This window comes from Mesobacillus sp., from assembly GCF_057785455.1.
Window position 1 is genome coordinate 37,269 of record NZ_JBYNSB010000027.1, and the last position, 15,172, is coordinate 52,440.

Here is a 15,172-nt window from a genome sequence, read left to right on the forward strand (position 1 = left end):
CTTTGTATAACAGAGCCTAATAAAAAGGAGATGAAACTATGAGCAAAGTATATATAATTCATGAAAATAGCGAATGGACCATTCATCTGACAAAAAGACTTGAGGAATTGAATGTCCCGTTTGAAGAATGGCATCTTGATCAGGGAACATTGGATTTAACAGCAGAGCCGCCAGAAGGCATCTTTTACAGCAGGATGAGTGCATCTTCCCATACAAGGGGGCATCGTTTTGCACCAGAGTATGCATCACAAGTACTAGCCTGGCTGGAAAGCCACGGCAGGAAAGTATTCAACGGAACGAGGGCCCTTGAGCTTGAAGTGAGCAAGGTAAAACAATACCTTGAACTAAACAAGCATGGTGTAAAAACGCCAAAGACAATAGCGGCAGTCGGGAAGGAACACCTGCTTGAAGCAGCCAGGGATTTCGAGGGAAAACCTTTTATAACGAAGCATAACCGGGCAGGCAAGGGGCTCGGCGTACAGCTATTCCAGTCGATTGAAGGCTTGAAGTCATATGTGGGAGGGGCTTCATTCGAAGAACCGGTAGACGGTGTAACCCTGATCCAGGAGTATATCCAGTCGCCAGACAGCAGCATCACTAGGTGTGAATTTGTTGGCGGAGAATTTGTCTATGCTGTAAGAGTTGATACGTCAGAAGGCTTTGAACTATGTCCTGCAGATGCCTGCCAGATTGGAGACCTATTTTGTCCTGTCGGAGAAGAAACTGAACAGAAACCCAAATTCCAGATAAAAGAAAGCTTTTATGATTCAATCATTGAAAAATACAAGAGGGTACTTAAAGCAAATAACATTTTCGTAGCGGGAATTGAATTCATTCAGAATGAGCAGGGAGAAATTTTCACCTACGATATCAATACGAATACGAATTATAATTCTGATGCAGAAAAAGCGGCTGGTAAATATGGAATGCTGGAGCTTGCAGGATTTCTGAAAAGAGAGCTTCAGGCTGAGTATTCTTTATCGAGAGTATAAAGGATTGAGAAGCAGCGTGGCGAATTTCGTCCGCTGCTTTTACTATTTTTAAGGAAAAATATGCTAGACTGATTAGAGTGGATGTTTTTGAGTTAATTGAGACGGAGTTGTGGAAAGTGCCAAATCAAGTAATAAATGACCATGATCTTATAAATAAATTGAGCTCTGACTGTGGAAGCTGCTTTGGACTTTGCTGTGTAGCATTGCCTTTTGCCAAATCTGCTGATTTTGCAAAGGATAAAGCTGGCGGTATTCCTTGCAGCAACCTTCAAAACGATTTTAAATGCAGCAAACATACAAATTTGCGTTTCATTGGCTTTAAGGGATGTACCGTGTATGAGTGCTTTGGCGCTGGGCAAAAGGTTTCCCAGGTGACATACGAGGGAAGGGACTGGATGCAAAATCCCGAACTTTCAGATGAAATGTTTGCCGTTTTTCCCGTAATGCAGCAGCTCCATGAAATGCTTCTCTATTTAAATGAGGCACAGAACCTAAGAGGAGCAGAAGTATTGCATGATGAACTGTCGGCAGCCTTTATAAATACCGAAAAACTCACATTTATGGATCCGACTGATTTATTGACGCTGAATATTGATGACGTTCGTGCCTCAGTCAATGAGAAACTGCTGAAAACAAGTGAGCTGATTCGCAAGAAAGTTCCACGAAACAATACTGCCCGAAAATTGAAAAGGGGCAGCATGTTTCTTGGAGCAAAAATGCGCAAGGCAGACCTTAGAGGGGCAAATCTACGTGGTGCAGTGATGATTGCGGCAGATTTCAGGGAAGCGGATTTGCGGGATTGTGATTTTATTGGTGCTGATATGAGGGACACTGACTTGAGCGGAGCAAATTTATCGGGAAGCTTCTTTTTGACCCAGGCTCAGGTGAATTCGGCAAGGGGAGATAAAAATACCAAATTGCCGTCAGGCTTAACAAGGCCAGTTCATTGGCAGGGCCTTTCAGGAGATCATTAAAAAAGGATATTTATTTCCATCCTCGAATAGTTATAAAGGTTGGGCCTATTTTATCTTAGGAGGATGGCTATGTTTAAAACAGTAGATCGTTTTTTGGCTTCGTGGCAGTTTGAGGCTTCATCCACAAAAAAAGTACTCGAACAATTGACGGATGAGTCATTGTCGCAGCAAATCACCGCGGAAAACTGGACGCTGGGCCGAATCGCTTGGCATATTACTGCAGCAATCAAATTAATGGCATCACAGGCAGGAATTGATTTTGACGCACCGGCGGAGGATTACCCTGTCCCTGACTCCGCAGAATTTATTCTTAAGTCCTATGAGAAAGCCAGCAATGCATTAATGCAAGCTGTAAAGTCTCAATTTATTGATGAAAATCTGGATGAAGAGATCGATTTCTTTGGAAACAGGATGACAAAGGGGACGCTTCTTCTATTGATTATCCAGCATCAAATACACCATAGAGGACAAATGACTGTCTTAATGCGACAGGCAGGTTTACAGGTGCCCGGCATTTATGGCCCGTCAAAGGATGAATGGAGTCAGATAGGAATGGATGCACCTAAGATGTAATTAAATTATTTATTGCGGTAGCCATACGAAAACGGCAGTCCTTGAACTGCCGTTTTTCATTTCATTATCAAAATTCATTCCGCTCCCACTTTTTCAAAATGACCTCGATGGTTTTCCTCACTTCCAAGCCGGCACTATTAAAAATCATGCTGAAGTACAGTGTTTTTAGAAAGTTGCTTAAGTTCGTCCGTGTTCTGTAAAAACGCAGAGAAAATTTTTGTGGATTTCGCAATTTGGCTAGATTTATTGACAAGTTCTCAATCCATTTTTTTAAAATCATTTCACTCATATTCCTATCTAATAATGCAGTAATGGGAGATATAAGGCGTTTATCCTCGTCATCTATGTAAACTGTACCCTTAAATAGGCTGCCACCAATGGCGTCCAGGCATTTCTCAGCCATCTTGATATCAAATAGTGGATGCTTTATTGCTTCATCCAGTAGATCCGCACCATGGGCAATGCTGTGTGCCCAGCCCTTTTCCTCAACGTAACCACGTAAATCCTGCTCTTTTTGCAAATAATGAATACTGCTTTCTATAGCACGGTTTACGAGTTCGTCAGGAAGAAAGCGTGCTTCCCGGTCCTTACCTAATATAAGGGCAATGACAAGTGATGAAAATGCGCGCGTAAAGACTGAGTCATCATTCATTAAGTCGATATTCAAGAATAGATAATTTTCATCAAGACATGTTTCAATCAAACTCTTCATTTGGGCATATGTAAGATAATCGTCCATTATTAAATAGAAAAAGCTAGTATAAATGAGTTTATCTCTAAGCTCAGGATCTGGAGAGCCGATATGTTCGACCATGCTTGTTAAAAGGTAATCCGGATTTTTGAATACTATTCTATCAGGCTGCTTAAAGTCTAGCATTTTTAATTCATTTTTTAATTCTTCTGCGGTTAGATACATTCCCAATCCTCCAATTTAGATAAATATACTTTAACATAATTTACCTATATGAGTGTCGTTTTTATAGTTCATTATTAGGAGGCTGAATGCTTTGATATTCATACTTTTTTCCTTATTAAAAAAGGGCATCTAAAACAATAGTATCAATTTTCTGAATTAATAGATATTTTATTATACTTTTTCTTTGTGAGCTCCTATACTAACTATTAAGCAACACGAAATAGTGGGGTTGCTAAATAAAAAATAGCAGGAGGGCATGGAAAATGAAGAAGTTTACGAAGGTTGTAGTACCAACAGCGATGGCTCTATCGATGATTGCTTCATCCACGGTATTCGCCGATCCGCAGTCAAAGCCGAATGGTCCTTACATTGAAAACGAGCAAAATATCTCTTTATCAAGTTATATGTCCAATGAAGAATTGTACAAGTCTCTGCAAAAGCTGGAAGCATCTTCTCATGGGAAAATGAAGCTTGAAGTGGCTGGCTATACAAACCTTGCACCGGATGGGTACCAAACAGAGGCGGATAAGGGGGAACCATTATATGTCGTGAAATTTGGCGATGCTGATCCAAACAAAAAACGAGTTTTGATCACGACTCAAATTCATGGGAATGAACAAATTGGTACAGAGGCAGCAATGGATATCATTCAAAAACTTAACACGGGTGGCAAGGAAGTAGAAGAAATCCTGGAGAATGTATCGATCTGGATCATGCCGCGCATCAATCCGGAAGGTGCCGATAATACATATGAAGGCAAATGGTACCCAACTCGTTATACCCATCAGACATGGCTGCCGGAAAACATCCAGCTCCCAGCAGGTACGGCTGCTCCATGGTATTACAACAGTGATGGCAGTGAGCGGGCACAGAACAATAATGGAAGAGTCGTCTACGGCATTCCGGGATATGACCAGAACCGTGACTATAACCCTAACCTTGATTTCAGAGTTGAAAACGAGGATCAAGCAAAAGTTGCTGACTTCCTGAACAGCAAAGGAACGAACAATAGCCAGTATGGCGGTTTCTATGTGACCGCTGAAGCAAGGACTGTTACGAGTGTATTCAAGGAATTCAAGCCGGACGTATATGTTGATGTGCACCATCGCGGCTTCAATACTCTAACAGAAGAAGATAATCGCTCTGTTCCTGTTCAGGTTGCGGCCGTAGTGGCAGATCCATATACAGACCCATTCTCAGGTAAGCAATATGAAGTCGATGAGGATGTATTGAAGCTTGGAAAGCAGGTTAACGCACTTTCCGCCCAGGCACTTCAACGCGGCTTCTCACACTTTGGAGCCATCCAGAAGTATCCTGACGTTAACCTACCGGGAACCGCACTTGGTGCTTTCGCCTTGAATGATGCGGCAATCATGCTGATTGAAATTAAAGGACAAAGCCAGACCCTCGGCCAAAAGCAGGCTGGAATGCTGAAGGAAACCGTCAAAGTTCCACTCTTTGAAGTATTCAAAGGCCTCGCGGACGGAAGCATCCATGATGTTGATCCATCCTATTATGATGCAATTCCTGAATCATCGAACAGGATTGAAGATCCAACAACGAGAGAAACGGAAAAAGACTTTTAAACGAGCTTTTCGTAAGCTTTATTGCTTTCACATCGTTTAATTAAAATCGACCCTCTGATGTTCTTTGCTGTCATCAGGGGGTTTTATCATTAAATGTTTAATTTTCCTCCATCCTCCATAAGCTAAGCACGGGTGATGGAATGAAAAATATAATAAGCATCGTTCTCTGGATTTCTTGCATCGGGCTGCTGTCATTTGCTTACGAAGGTTTTCTTTCAGAAGAGTTTCGTTTTCAGCAAAGCCAGGGTTTTATCACAGAAAAAGGAACAGAAACGCTCGTAAGCAATCAGTATGGCAATTATCAATCGGAAAAGCGCTATTGGGTGCTATTCCTTAATGAAAAAATAGTAGTCAATAAAAAAGTCTACCAGAGCTTTCAAGTTAACGATGAAGTAATCGTAAACAGAACGAAGCATGGAATTGCAATAGAAAAATTATAGAGAAACACCTGCTATATTAAGAGGTTAATCGACAAGAGATGTATGAAAATTACTATATCCGTAGTAAAACCTTGTTGCTCTTCGTTCCAGGCCCGAAGACTCCTTCGGGATGAAGCGGGACAGGTGAGACCCCGCAGGAGCAAAGCGAAGCGCCTGGAACGGAAATCAACAGACCAATTTTAGATTACAATCTAAATAGGAATTGTAAGTATTTCAATATTTAAAGAAATTGTATACGATAGCACCCTCTTGTTGAGCAAGAGGGTTCAAACTTAAGCTTTCATTTCCCTGTCAGAAGCAAGAATGAATAAAATAGTCCATTCCAAACAAAATACTGTCAGACCAATAACTATATCAATGAACTTATCTTTCATCAGGATCAGCTCCTTTACGTGAATACATGAACATTATAAGGTGTTTTTGTACTTGCAACACGATAAGGGGATGATGATTTGGTGAACATATGGGAGATTTAGTGAACAAAAAAGACGGTTCTCATTATATGAGAACCGTCTTCTTTGCTTTAAAGAATATTTGCATTCTTCTCAAACTGTCTAGCTACAGCGCCTAGCCCCTCGAGTCGCTTGTCTAGCTGCGGCTCCTAACTCCTCGAGACGCTTCGGTCCTGCCAATGAAGTCAAAGAGCGACTTCACTGACAGGCCCTCCGACGAACACGATGTTCTAGTGCCGACGTTGCCACAGGACGTGGCGGTCTTTGTCGGCCAGCGCTGGTCGGACTTGCACAGGATGTGCTGACGGCGACGTTGCCAAAGGATGTGGCGAACTTAGTCGCCATTCCTTTTTAAGAGCTTTCGCTTTTCTTAATTACCAAGTATCCCCGCGTTCCTTCTTCAATGTCTTCATTTTTTCTGTCCATTCATCGACTCGCTGGCGGATTTCTTTGCTTTTTACATCTGCTTTCTCTTTATTTCTTTTAGAAAGCTCATAGTGAAGCTCTTTCATTGCTTCACTTCGTTCGAATCCCCAATCCCGTAATTCGGATTGCTGTTCATCAGTAATCCAGCCGTTCTCAGCCATGATTGCAGCGGCATCGATGATCCGGTGTGCCTCGCGTCTGCCTATGTTCCATAAATGGAGAGGGAACTCCTCAGCCTTTTTATATTCCGCAAGCATTTCCCATCCATCCGGAGCCATCGTAAACGCCCAGGCGAGATCCAGTGTAGATGGAAGCCATTCATACTGGATCGTATTTTTCAATTCATCAGGGTTGTCAGCTTTAAAATATTCGCCGTTTCCTGCTTGAGCAACAGCCTTCAGCTGGTTCTCCGTTTTGCCATCAACATCGAAACCAATGATATTGACAGTAGTGCTGCCGTTCTTTGCCACTAAATCTTTGCTTGCCTGGATAGGGTCGCCATCACATGTTTCAGCGCCATCGCTGACGATATAGACAGTAGTAGATCCATCATAACTGCTGCTCATTTCAGCTGCCTTTTGAATTGCTCCAGCGAGAGGTGTCCAGCCTTTGCTCTCGAAAGAATCGACAGCCGCATGAAATTCCTTCTTTGAATATTTGCCCATAGGATAGACTTCTTCCACTCCTGAACAGGAGATAGCTTTATCAGCGTCTGCTTCTGAGCCTTGGTGGCCGTAGACGACCAGAGAAACTTCACTTGACTGTCCAATTGTCTGCGCAAAGCTTTTCACCGCGTCCTTGGCAATGTCCATTTTTACACGTCCATCTGTCTGTAAAAGCATACTGGAGCTGGCGTCCAAAAGGATAATGGCCTTATCGGATGTTTTTTTCTCCTCACCGCCTTCTGAAACTGTCGGGTCTGGAAGGAAAGGTTCTTCAAAATGAGGCTCATACGAGTTCGCGCCTTCAAGGACCTGTTTGTAGTGTGGACTTGCCAGCAAGGAAACTAATCCCTTTTTTAAGGTTTCTAGATCGGTGGTTTGCTTCGCTAGTTCCTCCAGTTTTTCAGGAAGCCTGCTTTTTAGCTCTGTGGACATTTCAGGACGATCGAACCCGGTATCAGTAATATCTTCTTCATATGTATAATCGGTCATCATCGTTCCCGCAGGCAGGTTTTTTAATGACTCCTCGTTGACCTCTAGATTAATCTGATCAAGATCTCCAAGGCTGTTTTCGGGCTTTTCCTGAACCTTTACTGTTTCCTTTGCCGGTCCTTCAGCTTTCGTTTCTTTTTCTGGTTCATTGCTGCATGCCGTAAGAACAACTGTTATGAGCAGCATGAATAATAGGGCATGACGTTTCACACCATTCCTCCTCATTGATTAAAAGTAAATATATGTAAGCTGTTGTTTTGTCTTTTTAGAGTTTAACATGAAAAGGGAGGAAAGTTGAAGGAATAACTTAAGAATAAAACTGCTGGTGTACAAAACTGTGAATCAACACATCCTAGAAATAAAGAAATTTTTGCTTGGAGGATTGGATATGACGCAATTTAGGGAACTTCCTGCTTTACTGGTTTTGGATGTGCAAAATGGATTCGATGATCCGTACTGGGGTGAACGAAATAATCCTGAGGCAGAAGGGAATATACAGCGTCTTCTGGCTGAATGGCGAAAATTGAAGGGTGAAATTATTTATTCAAAGCATCTGTCACTTGACCCGAATTCGCCGCTAAACCACAAAAACAAAAACGGTACGGAAATTAAGCAACATATTAGACCATTAGATGGGGAAAAAGTGTTCAGCAAAAATGTGAATAGTGCTTTTATAGGAACGGAGCTGGAAGCTTACTTAACAGAAAAACAAATAAAATCTGTTGTCATTACAGGGTTATCAACTCAGCATTGCGTCTCGACGACCACGAGAATGAGTGGAAACCTTGGGTATAATACTTATCTGGTTTCCGATGCTATTGCTGCTTTTGGAATAACGGACCATAATGGGGGATATTACACGGCAGACGCCATTCAGGAACATGAGCTGGCAATGCTGCAAAAAGAATTTGCCACCATTGTGACAACAGAAGAATTAATCAGCGAGTTAAATGGTTAGACATTTTGTTGCTTTCACACACTAAGTAAACCGGCTTTTGTCCGTAAACAGCAAATAGTTAAAAAAACAGCGCAGGAAGAGAATCCTGCGCTGTTGTTCATTCTGGTTCATTCACCACATCTATTGTCCGTGTATCAACAGCAGCCCAGACAAATGCTTTCAGGAAGTTCTGGTTTCGCTGGTGGTCATACAAAAATACAAGGTTTATTCGGTCAAGAAGAACTCTGTAAGCATCTTCTTTCTCTCTCGTCAGGTAATAAATACTGTAGCCGCTATCCCAATAATCGAGAATGAAGTTGATCAATTCTTCCTTTTCACCGCTATCCAATGAGGCCCAATCATGGCCATCCATATCCTCAAGTGAATAATAGTGGAAATTCCACCATAGCTCATCTAAAAAATCTTCAGCATGTGACTCTTCTATAGTGCCATCCAGATAGTTGATTTTTATCATTGAATCGCCCAGATAGGTGACTTGTTTGATATCCTCGTATACGCCCGTTGCAATAAGATTCAAGGACCGCTCAAAATACTTATGCTCCTCAAATGTAAGTCGATAAGTTAATTTTGCGAATGCTTCCCGTGTTGTAGCATCTTGAGGGAAGTAATATGTGCCATTTCCATCAGCAAAACCGATTTCCTTGAGGAAAAATACATGGGGCTTTGCCCAGCTTGAAATTTTGTTTGCATCCGCAAATGATTGGTTGTAATCAAGCATGTAAACATATTCTTCCAGTCCCATAGCCCTTACAAACATGACTGCCATTTCCTGTCGGGTGATATAGTCATTCCCGCCAAAGAAAGTTTTTGATTTACCGTTTGTAATACCTGCCTTCACGAGAGCCCCGACATAAGGTTTTGACCATGGTGACAAATCGGTGAAGGACTTGGAATAGTTCGCATCAAGCGGCAGGTCCAAAGCAAGAGCCAGCATTTTCGCGTATTGTGCTCTCGTCACTTTTTCCTTTGGCCGGAACGTTCCATCTGCATAGCCGCTGATGATATTTTCACTGGCCAGCTTCTCGATTTGCGGCTTCATTGGAGATGACTCAATATCTGTAAAACCCGCTGCTGAAACCTGCGAATTGCTGATTGCAAGTATAGACACAGCCGAAACAAGTGATAGAATAGCTTTTTTCACCACAACACCCCATATTGAAAAAATTTATCTAATCATAGTTTAGCGGCAAGAAGTTAAAATTTCTTTCCATCTTTAGTACCAATTGTTATTAGAAAATAATGGTATATTCCTTGTTTAATATGTATTAAGATTAATGAGTGATATATGAATTATTGGAGGAGTCAATGTGGCTAAGGTTATTGCTTTTTTATTTGTTTTCATCGTTTTAATCATATCAGGATTATTATTATGCAGATCATCCATTCAAAGAAAAAAGCTCCGGCAGTCCAGCGTAATTTCAGAAGATGGCGGGATTTCTGAGCTGATACAGCTGGATGTCAATCATACAAAGCAATTTGTCTTAATCGAGGGAAAAAGTACTGATAACCCAATTATATTGTTTCTTCATGGCGGTCCCGGCCAGCCGATGCCCTTTGGCGTAAGTTCCAGAGGGGCATCCCCAGATATCACTGATCATTTCATCGCTGTCTATTACGACCAAAGAGGTTCCGGGAAAAGCTTCAATGCCAGCATTCCTGTTGAATCAATGAATATAGAACAATTTATAGAAGACACACATCAAGTCGTGAATTACCTGATAGAACGCTTTGGGCAAAACAAAATTTATCTTGCTGGAATGTCCTGGGGATCTATCATTGGCTTGAAATATGCTGAAAAACACCCTGAGAACATAAAGGCGTATTTTGGCTTGTCTCAATTCCTTAATAATGCAGAAAGCCAAAGGCATGCAGCAAAGTGGCTTCAGCAAATAGCCGATAAAAATGCTGATTCATCATTAAAAAAGGATCTTGCATCATTTGGCGAAGCCCCATTTTCACTGGAGAATGAAGAAAAGTATAGTAAGTATGTAAGTAAATATGGAGGCGATAATTACAGTGATGAAAAAATACCAAAAGTAAAGATCCTGAGTTATTTAAAGCCGGTACTTACAAGTCCAGATTACACCCTGGGTGATATATATAAAGTTTTGGTCAGCGGGGCGAAATTCAGCCTGTTCACTGCGAAAAATCTGCAAAAAGAAATTCAATATGATGTTGATTTGCGTACAATAAAGCAAGTCAATACGTCTGTATATCTATTCCAGGGACAGCATGATAAAATCACCAGCTATGAACTGGCTGCCGAATTTTTGGATAGATTAATAGTTCAGGGGGTGAAGGAGCTGACTACCCTTGAAAAATCAGCACATTACCCGAATGTTGACGATTTTGTATTAATCATAAGCAAAATGATAAATGTTTCTAAAGAGTCAACTCGCTAACAATACTCAATTAAGTGTTTTATTATGTGTATAAAGGATAAAAGATAGTATAGATTCAACAATGTCTAAAACTAGGAGGGATGTACATGCATCCTGTAATACTTTTCGACGGCGTCTGCAATTTTTGTGATGCGAGCGTCCAGTTCATTCTGAACAGGGATCCTAAAGGGACTTTCCATTTTGCCTCATTGCAGAGTGAAGCGGGGCAAGAGCTGGTGAAAAAGCATAATGTGCCCGCTGGTGTCGACAGCATGATTTTGATAGAGGATGGGAAGGCTTACTATAAATCCACCGCAGCACTCAGAATCAGCAGGCATCTGGAGGGGGCATGGAAATGGCTTTATGCCTTGATTGTTGTACCTAGCCCCATCAGGAATATTGTGTATGATATAATCGCAAAAAACCGCTACAAATGGTTTGGCCAGAAGGACAGCTGTATGCTGCCGCCGCCGAATATCCGCAAACGATTCTTGTAAATATAAAAAAACGGAAAAGCACTCCATCGAGGCTTTTCCGTTTTTTTTATAGTGTGAAGGTTGAATATCTCCAATAATGATTTGCGAGCTGATTTGCCATCATTTCAAGGCCTTTGCTTTCTGTCTGCAGGATGGGCATCCAATCTTCTGTACCCGCCTTTTTTAAATATACTTCATGGTTTGGTGCCTGGTCATGGATGCCAACAAGGTCATACTGGCCATTTTTATAAAAGGTTCCGCATACGAGATAATCGATTGCCGGCGACATGACTAAAGGATTGCTGACTTTATGGTGCAGATGGAAACTCACTTTTTCGTCATCGGCCATAACTTTATCCAGCTTTATACCTTCATCTGAAGCGTTGGCTGCTTCAATGAATTCTTCATTTTTACTGAACGCCTCAGTCTTGCCAACTTCCTTACCTAACAGAGCCGAAGGATTTTCGATGTCAATGAAAACATCAGCTCGAGTCCTGAATCTGTCTGAATCAGGTTCGAAGCTGCGATTGTCACCCTTGAAATAATGGTCAGCGGAGGCCGTATTCGGATTTTGCAGCCACTCTTCCTTTAAAAAAGTAGTATAGCGAAGCTGCCAGAGACCATCTATCTTGTTTTTATTGCTTTCTGTAATCGGTTTTAACACTTGGTTGAGCGGCCCAATCTTCTTGGTAATCGAAAATTCTTCCTTCGCTGCCATATCTGTCGAAGAATCCTTCTTTATAGCACCAACCGCATTTGCAACAACAGATTTGATCTCCCATTTCATTTGGTCGGAGCGCTGTAGTGGTCTTTTCGATTTGATGGTGTAGATATACTCTTCGTCTGCATTTAAATGATGGTCAGTATACTTACAAGAGTCTATCGTCTTAAGCTGAATACCGTTCCTAAAGATAGTATATTGAGAAACACCTTCAATAGGTTCCCATTCGAGGCTAATCTGGCCATTTGCGACAACAGTTGTCATGATCAAATCCTGAAGGAGGTTGTCCTTTTCCTTAAAATCAACATCTGTAGTTGTTTGGATCTTCATCAGATCAATGACCTGATCCTGCTCGTCCATCTTTTCAATCGTATAGGTATAGAGAGTGCCAGGAACCAGATTCTGATCAGTCAACTCTGCAGCCGGACCGTTGTATATCAGCTTCTCGTTCCGGTACACCCGATACCTTCCGCCTTTATCTGGCCAGGCAAAAGTAATGCTGGTAGGCTTTTGTTCCATCATATTTAGCATTTCTGAGTGAGATACAGCAGCTGTCTTGCGGCGTCTGTTCACAGAACCGGCATACAGGATTCCAGCAACTCCAAGGGCGGCAAGAGGCAATACTTTGGACATTTTAGATGTATTTTCTGATGTCTTTTCGGTTTTCATAGATCCTTCACCTCTTCTTTTAAAATTGTCCTTGCCACCTGTATACCCAGAATCTTGGGTGTGAACGCATTCAAATGTTCTGGTGATCCTAAGATTGATAGGAGGTGAAGCTAGTCAAAAGTGAGATGGGAAGGCACAAATATTATCGATTATGTGCCTCCTAATTCTAATCAGATGGTAATTATCACTTTTCCTTGAGCGTGGCCTTCAGCAAAATACTTGAAGGCTTCGCCGATATTACCCATAGTGAAGCTTCGGTCGATAACAGGTTTCACTTTGCCTGCTTCGATCAATTCTCTTAATTGCGTTAAATCTTTCTGGTTGGGTCTTTGCAAAAAGGATCTGAATTTCTTTTTTCCGGCCATTGAAAGAAAGGGTCCCTGAAGCATCGTCTGAAACATCTGTGACTCAGAGCCTCCTACATGAACAAAAATCCCGTCTGGGTTTAGGGCATTCTTATAAGATGAAAGGGGCTGATGTCCGTTTACTCCAAGAATCAGGTCGAATTTATGCGGACCTGTTGTGAAGTCTTCCTTTGTGTAGTCAATGGCATGATCAGCCCCAAGCGTCTGAACAATGCCTATATTTCTTGTGCTGCATAAAGCCGTAACCTCCGCACCGAATGCCTTGGCCAGCTGCACGGCAAAAGAACCGACACCACCTGAGGCTCCGTGAATCAAAACCTTCTGTCCTGCTTTAATCAGTGCTTTATCCCTGAGTGCCTGTAACGCAGTAACACCAGCCATCGGGACTGCCGCTGCTTCCTCGAATGTAAGGTTAACCGGTTTAGTTGTTAAAGCACTTTCAGGAACGGCCGCATATTCGGCAAAGGCACCCCAGCCGGAAGCCGCCAGGTCACCAAAAACCTCATCGCCAACCTTAAACTCCTTTACATCTATTCCGACCGCTTCAACAGTGCCTGCCAGATCTCCTCCTGGAATCAAAAATTTAGGTTTAGTCAGGCCAAAAGCAAAACGGGCCAAAAAAGGTTTCCCCTTTAAAAGCACCAGATTACCAAAGTTCAGCGAAGAAGCATGTACCTTCACGAGAACTTCACCAGCCTTAGGACCAGGCTTTTCCATATCTGTTAACTCCAAAACATCTGGAGAACCATATCGCCTGCAAACAACAGCCTTCACGAATACCCCTCCTCATCCAGACCTAAAGATCAACTTCAAAGGTACTAAATACCTAATAAATATCCCGAAAGCATTGATAAAAGAACTCCCGTTGGAAATAAAGCAAAAAGCTTTACCGCATTAACGCGCCGGGGGTCTGACCCCCGGCGCGTTAATGCGGTAAAGGAGTTGTTTTTTTCGGTAGTTTATATGGTAGTATAGTATTTAATATGAATGATAGTTTATGGAAATTTTTCTTTTCCTGTAGAATAGGGGCGTTCTGGTAATGGTGCGTTTGAAGGGGATTTTGATGATTGTGATTGGCTCGATGTTATGGGGCACGACGGGGTCGCTAACGGAGTGGGTATTGGCTCACACTGAATTAACTGTCCCATTCCTGCTGACTGTCCGGCTGATTATTTCAGGGGCTGGAATATTGAGCTACCTTGCATTAAAAAAGCAAGATGTTTTTGGAGTGCTCCAGACTCCTTACTGGAGGAATCAGCTGGTGCTGTTCAGTATCTTTGGAATGGTGGGTCTGCAATTTACATTCTCGTATGCAATTGAAACGAGCAATGCAGTAGTAGCGACACTGCTGCAATTCTCTGCTCCAATATTTGTTGTGCTTTACGTCTCGCTGACTCACAAAAAGTTCCCGCCGCGTTATCAAATTCTTGGAATAGCTGGAACGCTTGCCGGTCTCTTTTTATTGCTTACAAATGGATCGCTCGGAAATCTCCTGGTCAGTACGGAAGCCCTTTTATGGGGGCTGGCAGTGGGATTAACCTTCTCTTTCTATACACTTTATCCAGCGCGCCTTATGAAGGAATGGAGCATCCTGGCGATCGTTGGCTGGAGTATGCTGATAGGCGGAGTTGTCCTCGGCCTAATCTATCGTGTCTGGCAGTATGACCAATGGACATTTATTGTACAGCCTGAAGGAATACTGATCATGAGCATATTGATCATCTTCGGTACGATGGCGTTTCTATTATTCCTCGGCAGCATGAAATACATTAGTGCCATCGAAACGAGTATTTTATCAAGCGTCGAGCCGCTGACAGTAATGGTGATCTCAGTCATCTGGTTTGAAAGGGTGCTTCAAAGCATGCAGCTCCTGGGAGTGATACTAATGCTCATCTTCGTAACATGGCTGTCGATTGGCGGAAACAAGTCAGCTGTTGAAGAAGAAAAACTGAAACAATCGAATGCATAAATTAACATGCTATTAGAACAATTCAAAAGCCGACTTATGGTTTGAATTGTTCTATTCGAGCCTCTATAACAATTCAAAAGCAGACTGGAGGGCCGAGTTGTTCTAATAGCCGCTATTATA

14 protein-coding genes are annotated in these 15,172 nt (G+C 42.2%); 9 read left to right on the forward strand and 5 right to left on the reverse strand.

Features of this window, described 5'->3' with window-relative positions; genetic code table 11:
- Positions 1-38 precede the first annotated feature (38 nt).
- The 3 genes from AC3EBE_RS10565 to AC3EBE_RS10575 all read left to right on the forward strand — a co-directional run bounded on the left by AC3EBE_RS10565 (position 39) and on the right by AC3EBE_RS10575 (position 2,539).
- A complete protein-coding gene (locus tag AC3EBE_RS10565) occupies positions 39-992 on the forward strand; it encodes an ATP-grasp domain-containing protein (protein WP_488594993.1) in 954 nt (317 codons plus the stop codon).
- 116 nt (positions 993-1,108) lie between these two features.
- The gene (locus AC3EBE_RS10570; protein WP_488594994.1) at positions 1,109-1,966 is read left to right on the forward strand and encodes a pentapeptide repeat-containing protein; all 858 of its coding nucleotides are present in this window, start codon (positions 1,109-1,111) and stop codon (positions 1,964-1,966) included.
- 69 nt (positions 1,967-2,035) lie between these two features.
- Positions 2,036-2,539: a DinB family protein gene (locus AC3EBE_RS10575; RefSeq protein WP_488594995.1), complete on the forward strand. Its 504-nt coding sequence runs from the start codon at positions 2,036-2,038 to the stop codon at positions 2,537-2,539.
- A 67-nt stretch (positions 2,540-2,606) separates the two neighbouring features.
- Here AC3EBE_RS10575 and AC3EBE_RS10580 read toward each other — a convergent pair whose 3' ends face one another.
- A complete protein-coding gene (locus AC3EBE_RS10580) occupies positions 2,607-3,455 on the reverse strand; it encodes a DUF2785 domain-containing protein (protein WP_488594996.1) in 849 nt (282 codons plus the stop codon).
- Between the two features lie 263 nt (positions 3,456-3,718).
- Here AC3EBE_RS10580 and AC3EBE_RS10585 point away from each other — a divergent pair, with 263 nt between their 5' ends.
- A complete protein-coding gene (locus AC3EBE_RS10585) occupies positions 3,719-5,041 on the forward strand; it encodes a M14 family zinc carboxypeptidase (RefSeq protein ID WP_488594997.1) in 1,323 nt (440 codons plus the stop codon).
- 140 nt (positions 5,042-5,181) lie between these two features.
- Positions 5,182-5,481, forward strand: coding sequence for a hypothetical protein (locus tag AC3EBE_RS10590; RefSeq protein ID WP_488594998.1), 300 nt, complete (start codon positions 5,182-5,184; stop codon positions 5,479-5,481).
- An 826-nt stretch (positions 5,482-6,307) separates the two neighbouring features.
- On the opposite strand, the gene AC3EBE_RS10595 is transcribed toward AC3EBE_RS10590, so the two are convergent.
- Positions 6,308-7,723 (reverse strand): vWA domain-containing protein, encoded by a 1,416-nt coding sequence (locus tag AC3EBE_RS10595; protein WP_488594999.1) that lies wholly within the window; start codon positions 7,721-7,723, stop codon positions 6,308-6,310.
- A gap of 178 nt (positions 7,724-7,901) precedes the next feature.
- Between AC3EBE_RS10595 and AC3EBE_RS10600 the strand changes: the two genes are divergently transcribed.
- Positions 7,902-8,471, forward strand: a complete 570-nt coding sequence (locus tag AC3EBE_RS10600) for a cysteine hydrolase family protein (protein ID WP_488595000.1) — start codon at positions 7,902-7,904, stop codon at positions 8,469-8,471.
- A gap of 97 nt (positions 8,472-8,568) precedes the next feature.
- Here AC3EBE_RS10600 and AC3EBE_RS10605 read toward each other — a convergent pair whose 3' ends face one another.
- Positions 8,569-9,612, reverse strand: coding sequence for an S-layer homology domain-containing protein (locus tag AC3EBE_RS10605; protein WP_488595001.1), 1,044 nt, complete (start codon positions 9,610-9,612; stop codon positions 8,569-8,571).
- 166 nt (positions 9,613-9,778) lie between these two features.
- Here AC3EBE_RS10605 and AC3EBE_RS10610 point away from each other — a divergent pair, with 166 nt between their 5' ends.
- On the forward strand, positions 9,779-10,873 hold the full coding sequence (locus tag AC3EBE_RS10610) for an alpha/beta hydrolase (protein WP_488595002.1): 1,095 nt from the start codon (positions 9,779-9,781) through the stop codon (positions 10,871-10,873).
- Positions 10,874-10,959: 86 nt separating this feature from the next.
- Positions 10,960-11,349, forward strand: coding sequence for a thiol-disulfide oxidoreductase DCC family protein (locus AC3EBE_RS10615; protein ID WP_488595003.1), 390 nt, complete (start codon positions 10,960-10,962; stop codon positions 11,347-11,349).
- Positions 11,350-11,395: 46 nt separating this feature from the next.
- On the opposite strand, the gene AC3EBE_RS10620 is transcribed toward AC3EBE_RS10615, so the two are convergent.
- Both AC3EBE_RS10620 and AC3EBE_RS10625 read right to left on the reverse strand, forming a co-directional pair.
- Positions 11,396-12,718, reverse strand: a complete 1,323-nt coding sequence (locus AC3EBE_RS10620) for a DUF3238 domain-containing protein (protein WP_488595004.1) — start codon at positions 12,716-12,718, stop codon at positions 11,396-11,398.
- 170 nt (positions 12,719-12,888) lie between these two features.
- Complete coding sequence (locus tag AC3EBE_RS10625) at positions 12,889-13,857, reverse strand: NAD(P)-dependent alcohol dehydrogenase (RefSeq protein ID WP_488595005.1); 969 nt, start codon at positions 13,855-13,857, stop codon at positions 12,889-12,891.
- A gap of 265 nt (positions 13,858-14,122) precedes the next feature.
- Between AC3EBE_RS10625 and AC3EBE_RS10630 the strand changes: the two genes are divergently transcribed.
- Entirely contained in the window at positions 14,123-15,052 is a 930-nt protein-coding gene (locus AC3EBE_RS10630; protein WP_488595006.1) for a DMT family transporter, read from the forward strand.
- Positions 15,053-15,172 lie beyond the last annotated feature (120 nt).

Bases quoted from the DNA above. Each gene is read 5' to 3' on its own strand.
- AC3EBE_RS10620 (WP_488595004.1), bottom strand. From the start codon at position 12,718: ATGAAAACCGAAAAGACATCAGAAAATACATCTAAAATGTCCAAAGTA.
- AC3EBE_RS10630 (WP_488595006.1), top strand. From the start codon at position 14,123: ATGGTGCGTTTGAAGGGGATTTTGATGATTGTGATTGGCTCGATGTTA.
- AC3EBE_RS10580 (WP_488594996.1), bottom strand. From the start codon at position 3,455: ATGTATCTAACCGCAGAAGAATTAAAAAATGAATTAAAAATGCTAGAC.
- AC3EBE_RS10590 (WP_488594998.1), top strand. From the start codon at position 5,182: ATGAAAAATATAATAAGCATCGTTCTCTGGATTTCTTGCATCGGGCTG.
- AC3EBE_RS10565 (WP_488594993.1), top strand. From the start codon at position 39: ATGAGCAAAGTATATATAATTCATGAAAATAGCGAATGGACCATTCAT.
- AC3EBE_RS10615 (WP_488595003.1), top strand. From the start codon at position 10,960: ATGCATCCTGTAATACTTTTCGACGGCGTCTGCAATTTTTGTGATGCG.
- AC3EBE_RS10585 (WP_488594997.1), top strand. From the start codon at position 3,719: ATGAAGAAGTTTACGAAGGTTGTAGTACCAACAGCGATGGCTCTATCG.
- AC3EBE_RS10600 (WP_488595000.1), top strand. From the start codon at position 7,902: ATGACGCAATTTAGGGAACTTCCTGCTTTACTGGTTTTGGATGTGCAA.
- AC3EBE_RS10575 (WP_488594995.1), top strand. From the start codon at position 2,036: ATGTTTAAAACAGTAGATCGTTTTTTGGCTTCGTGGCAGTTTGAGGCT.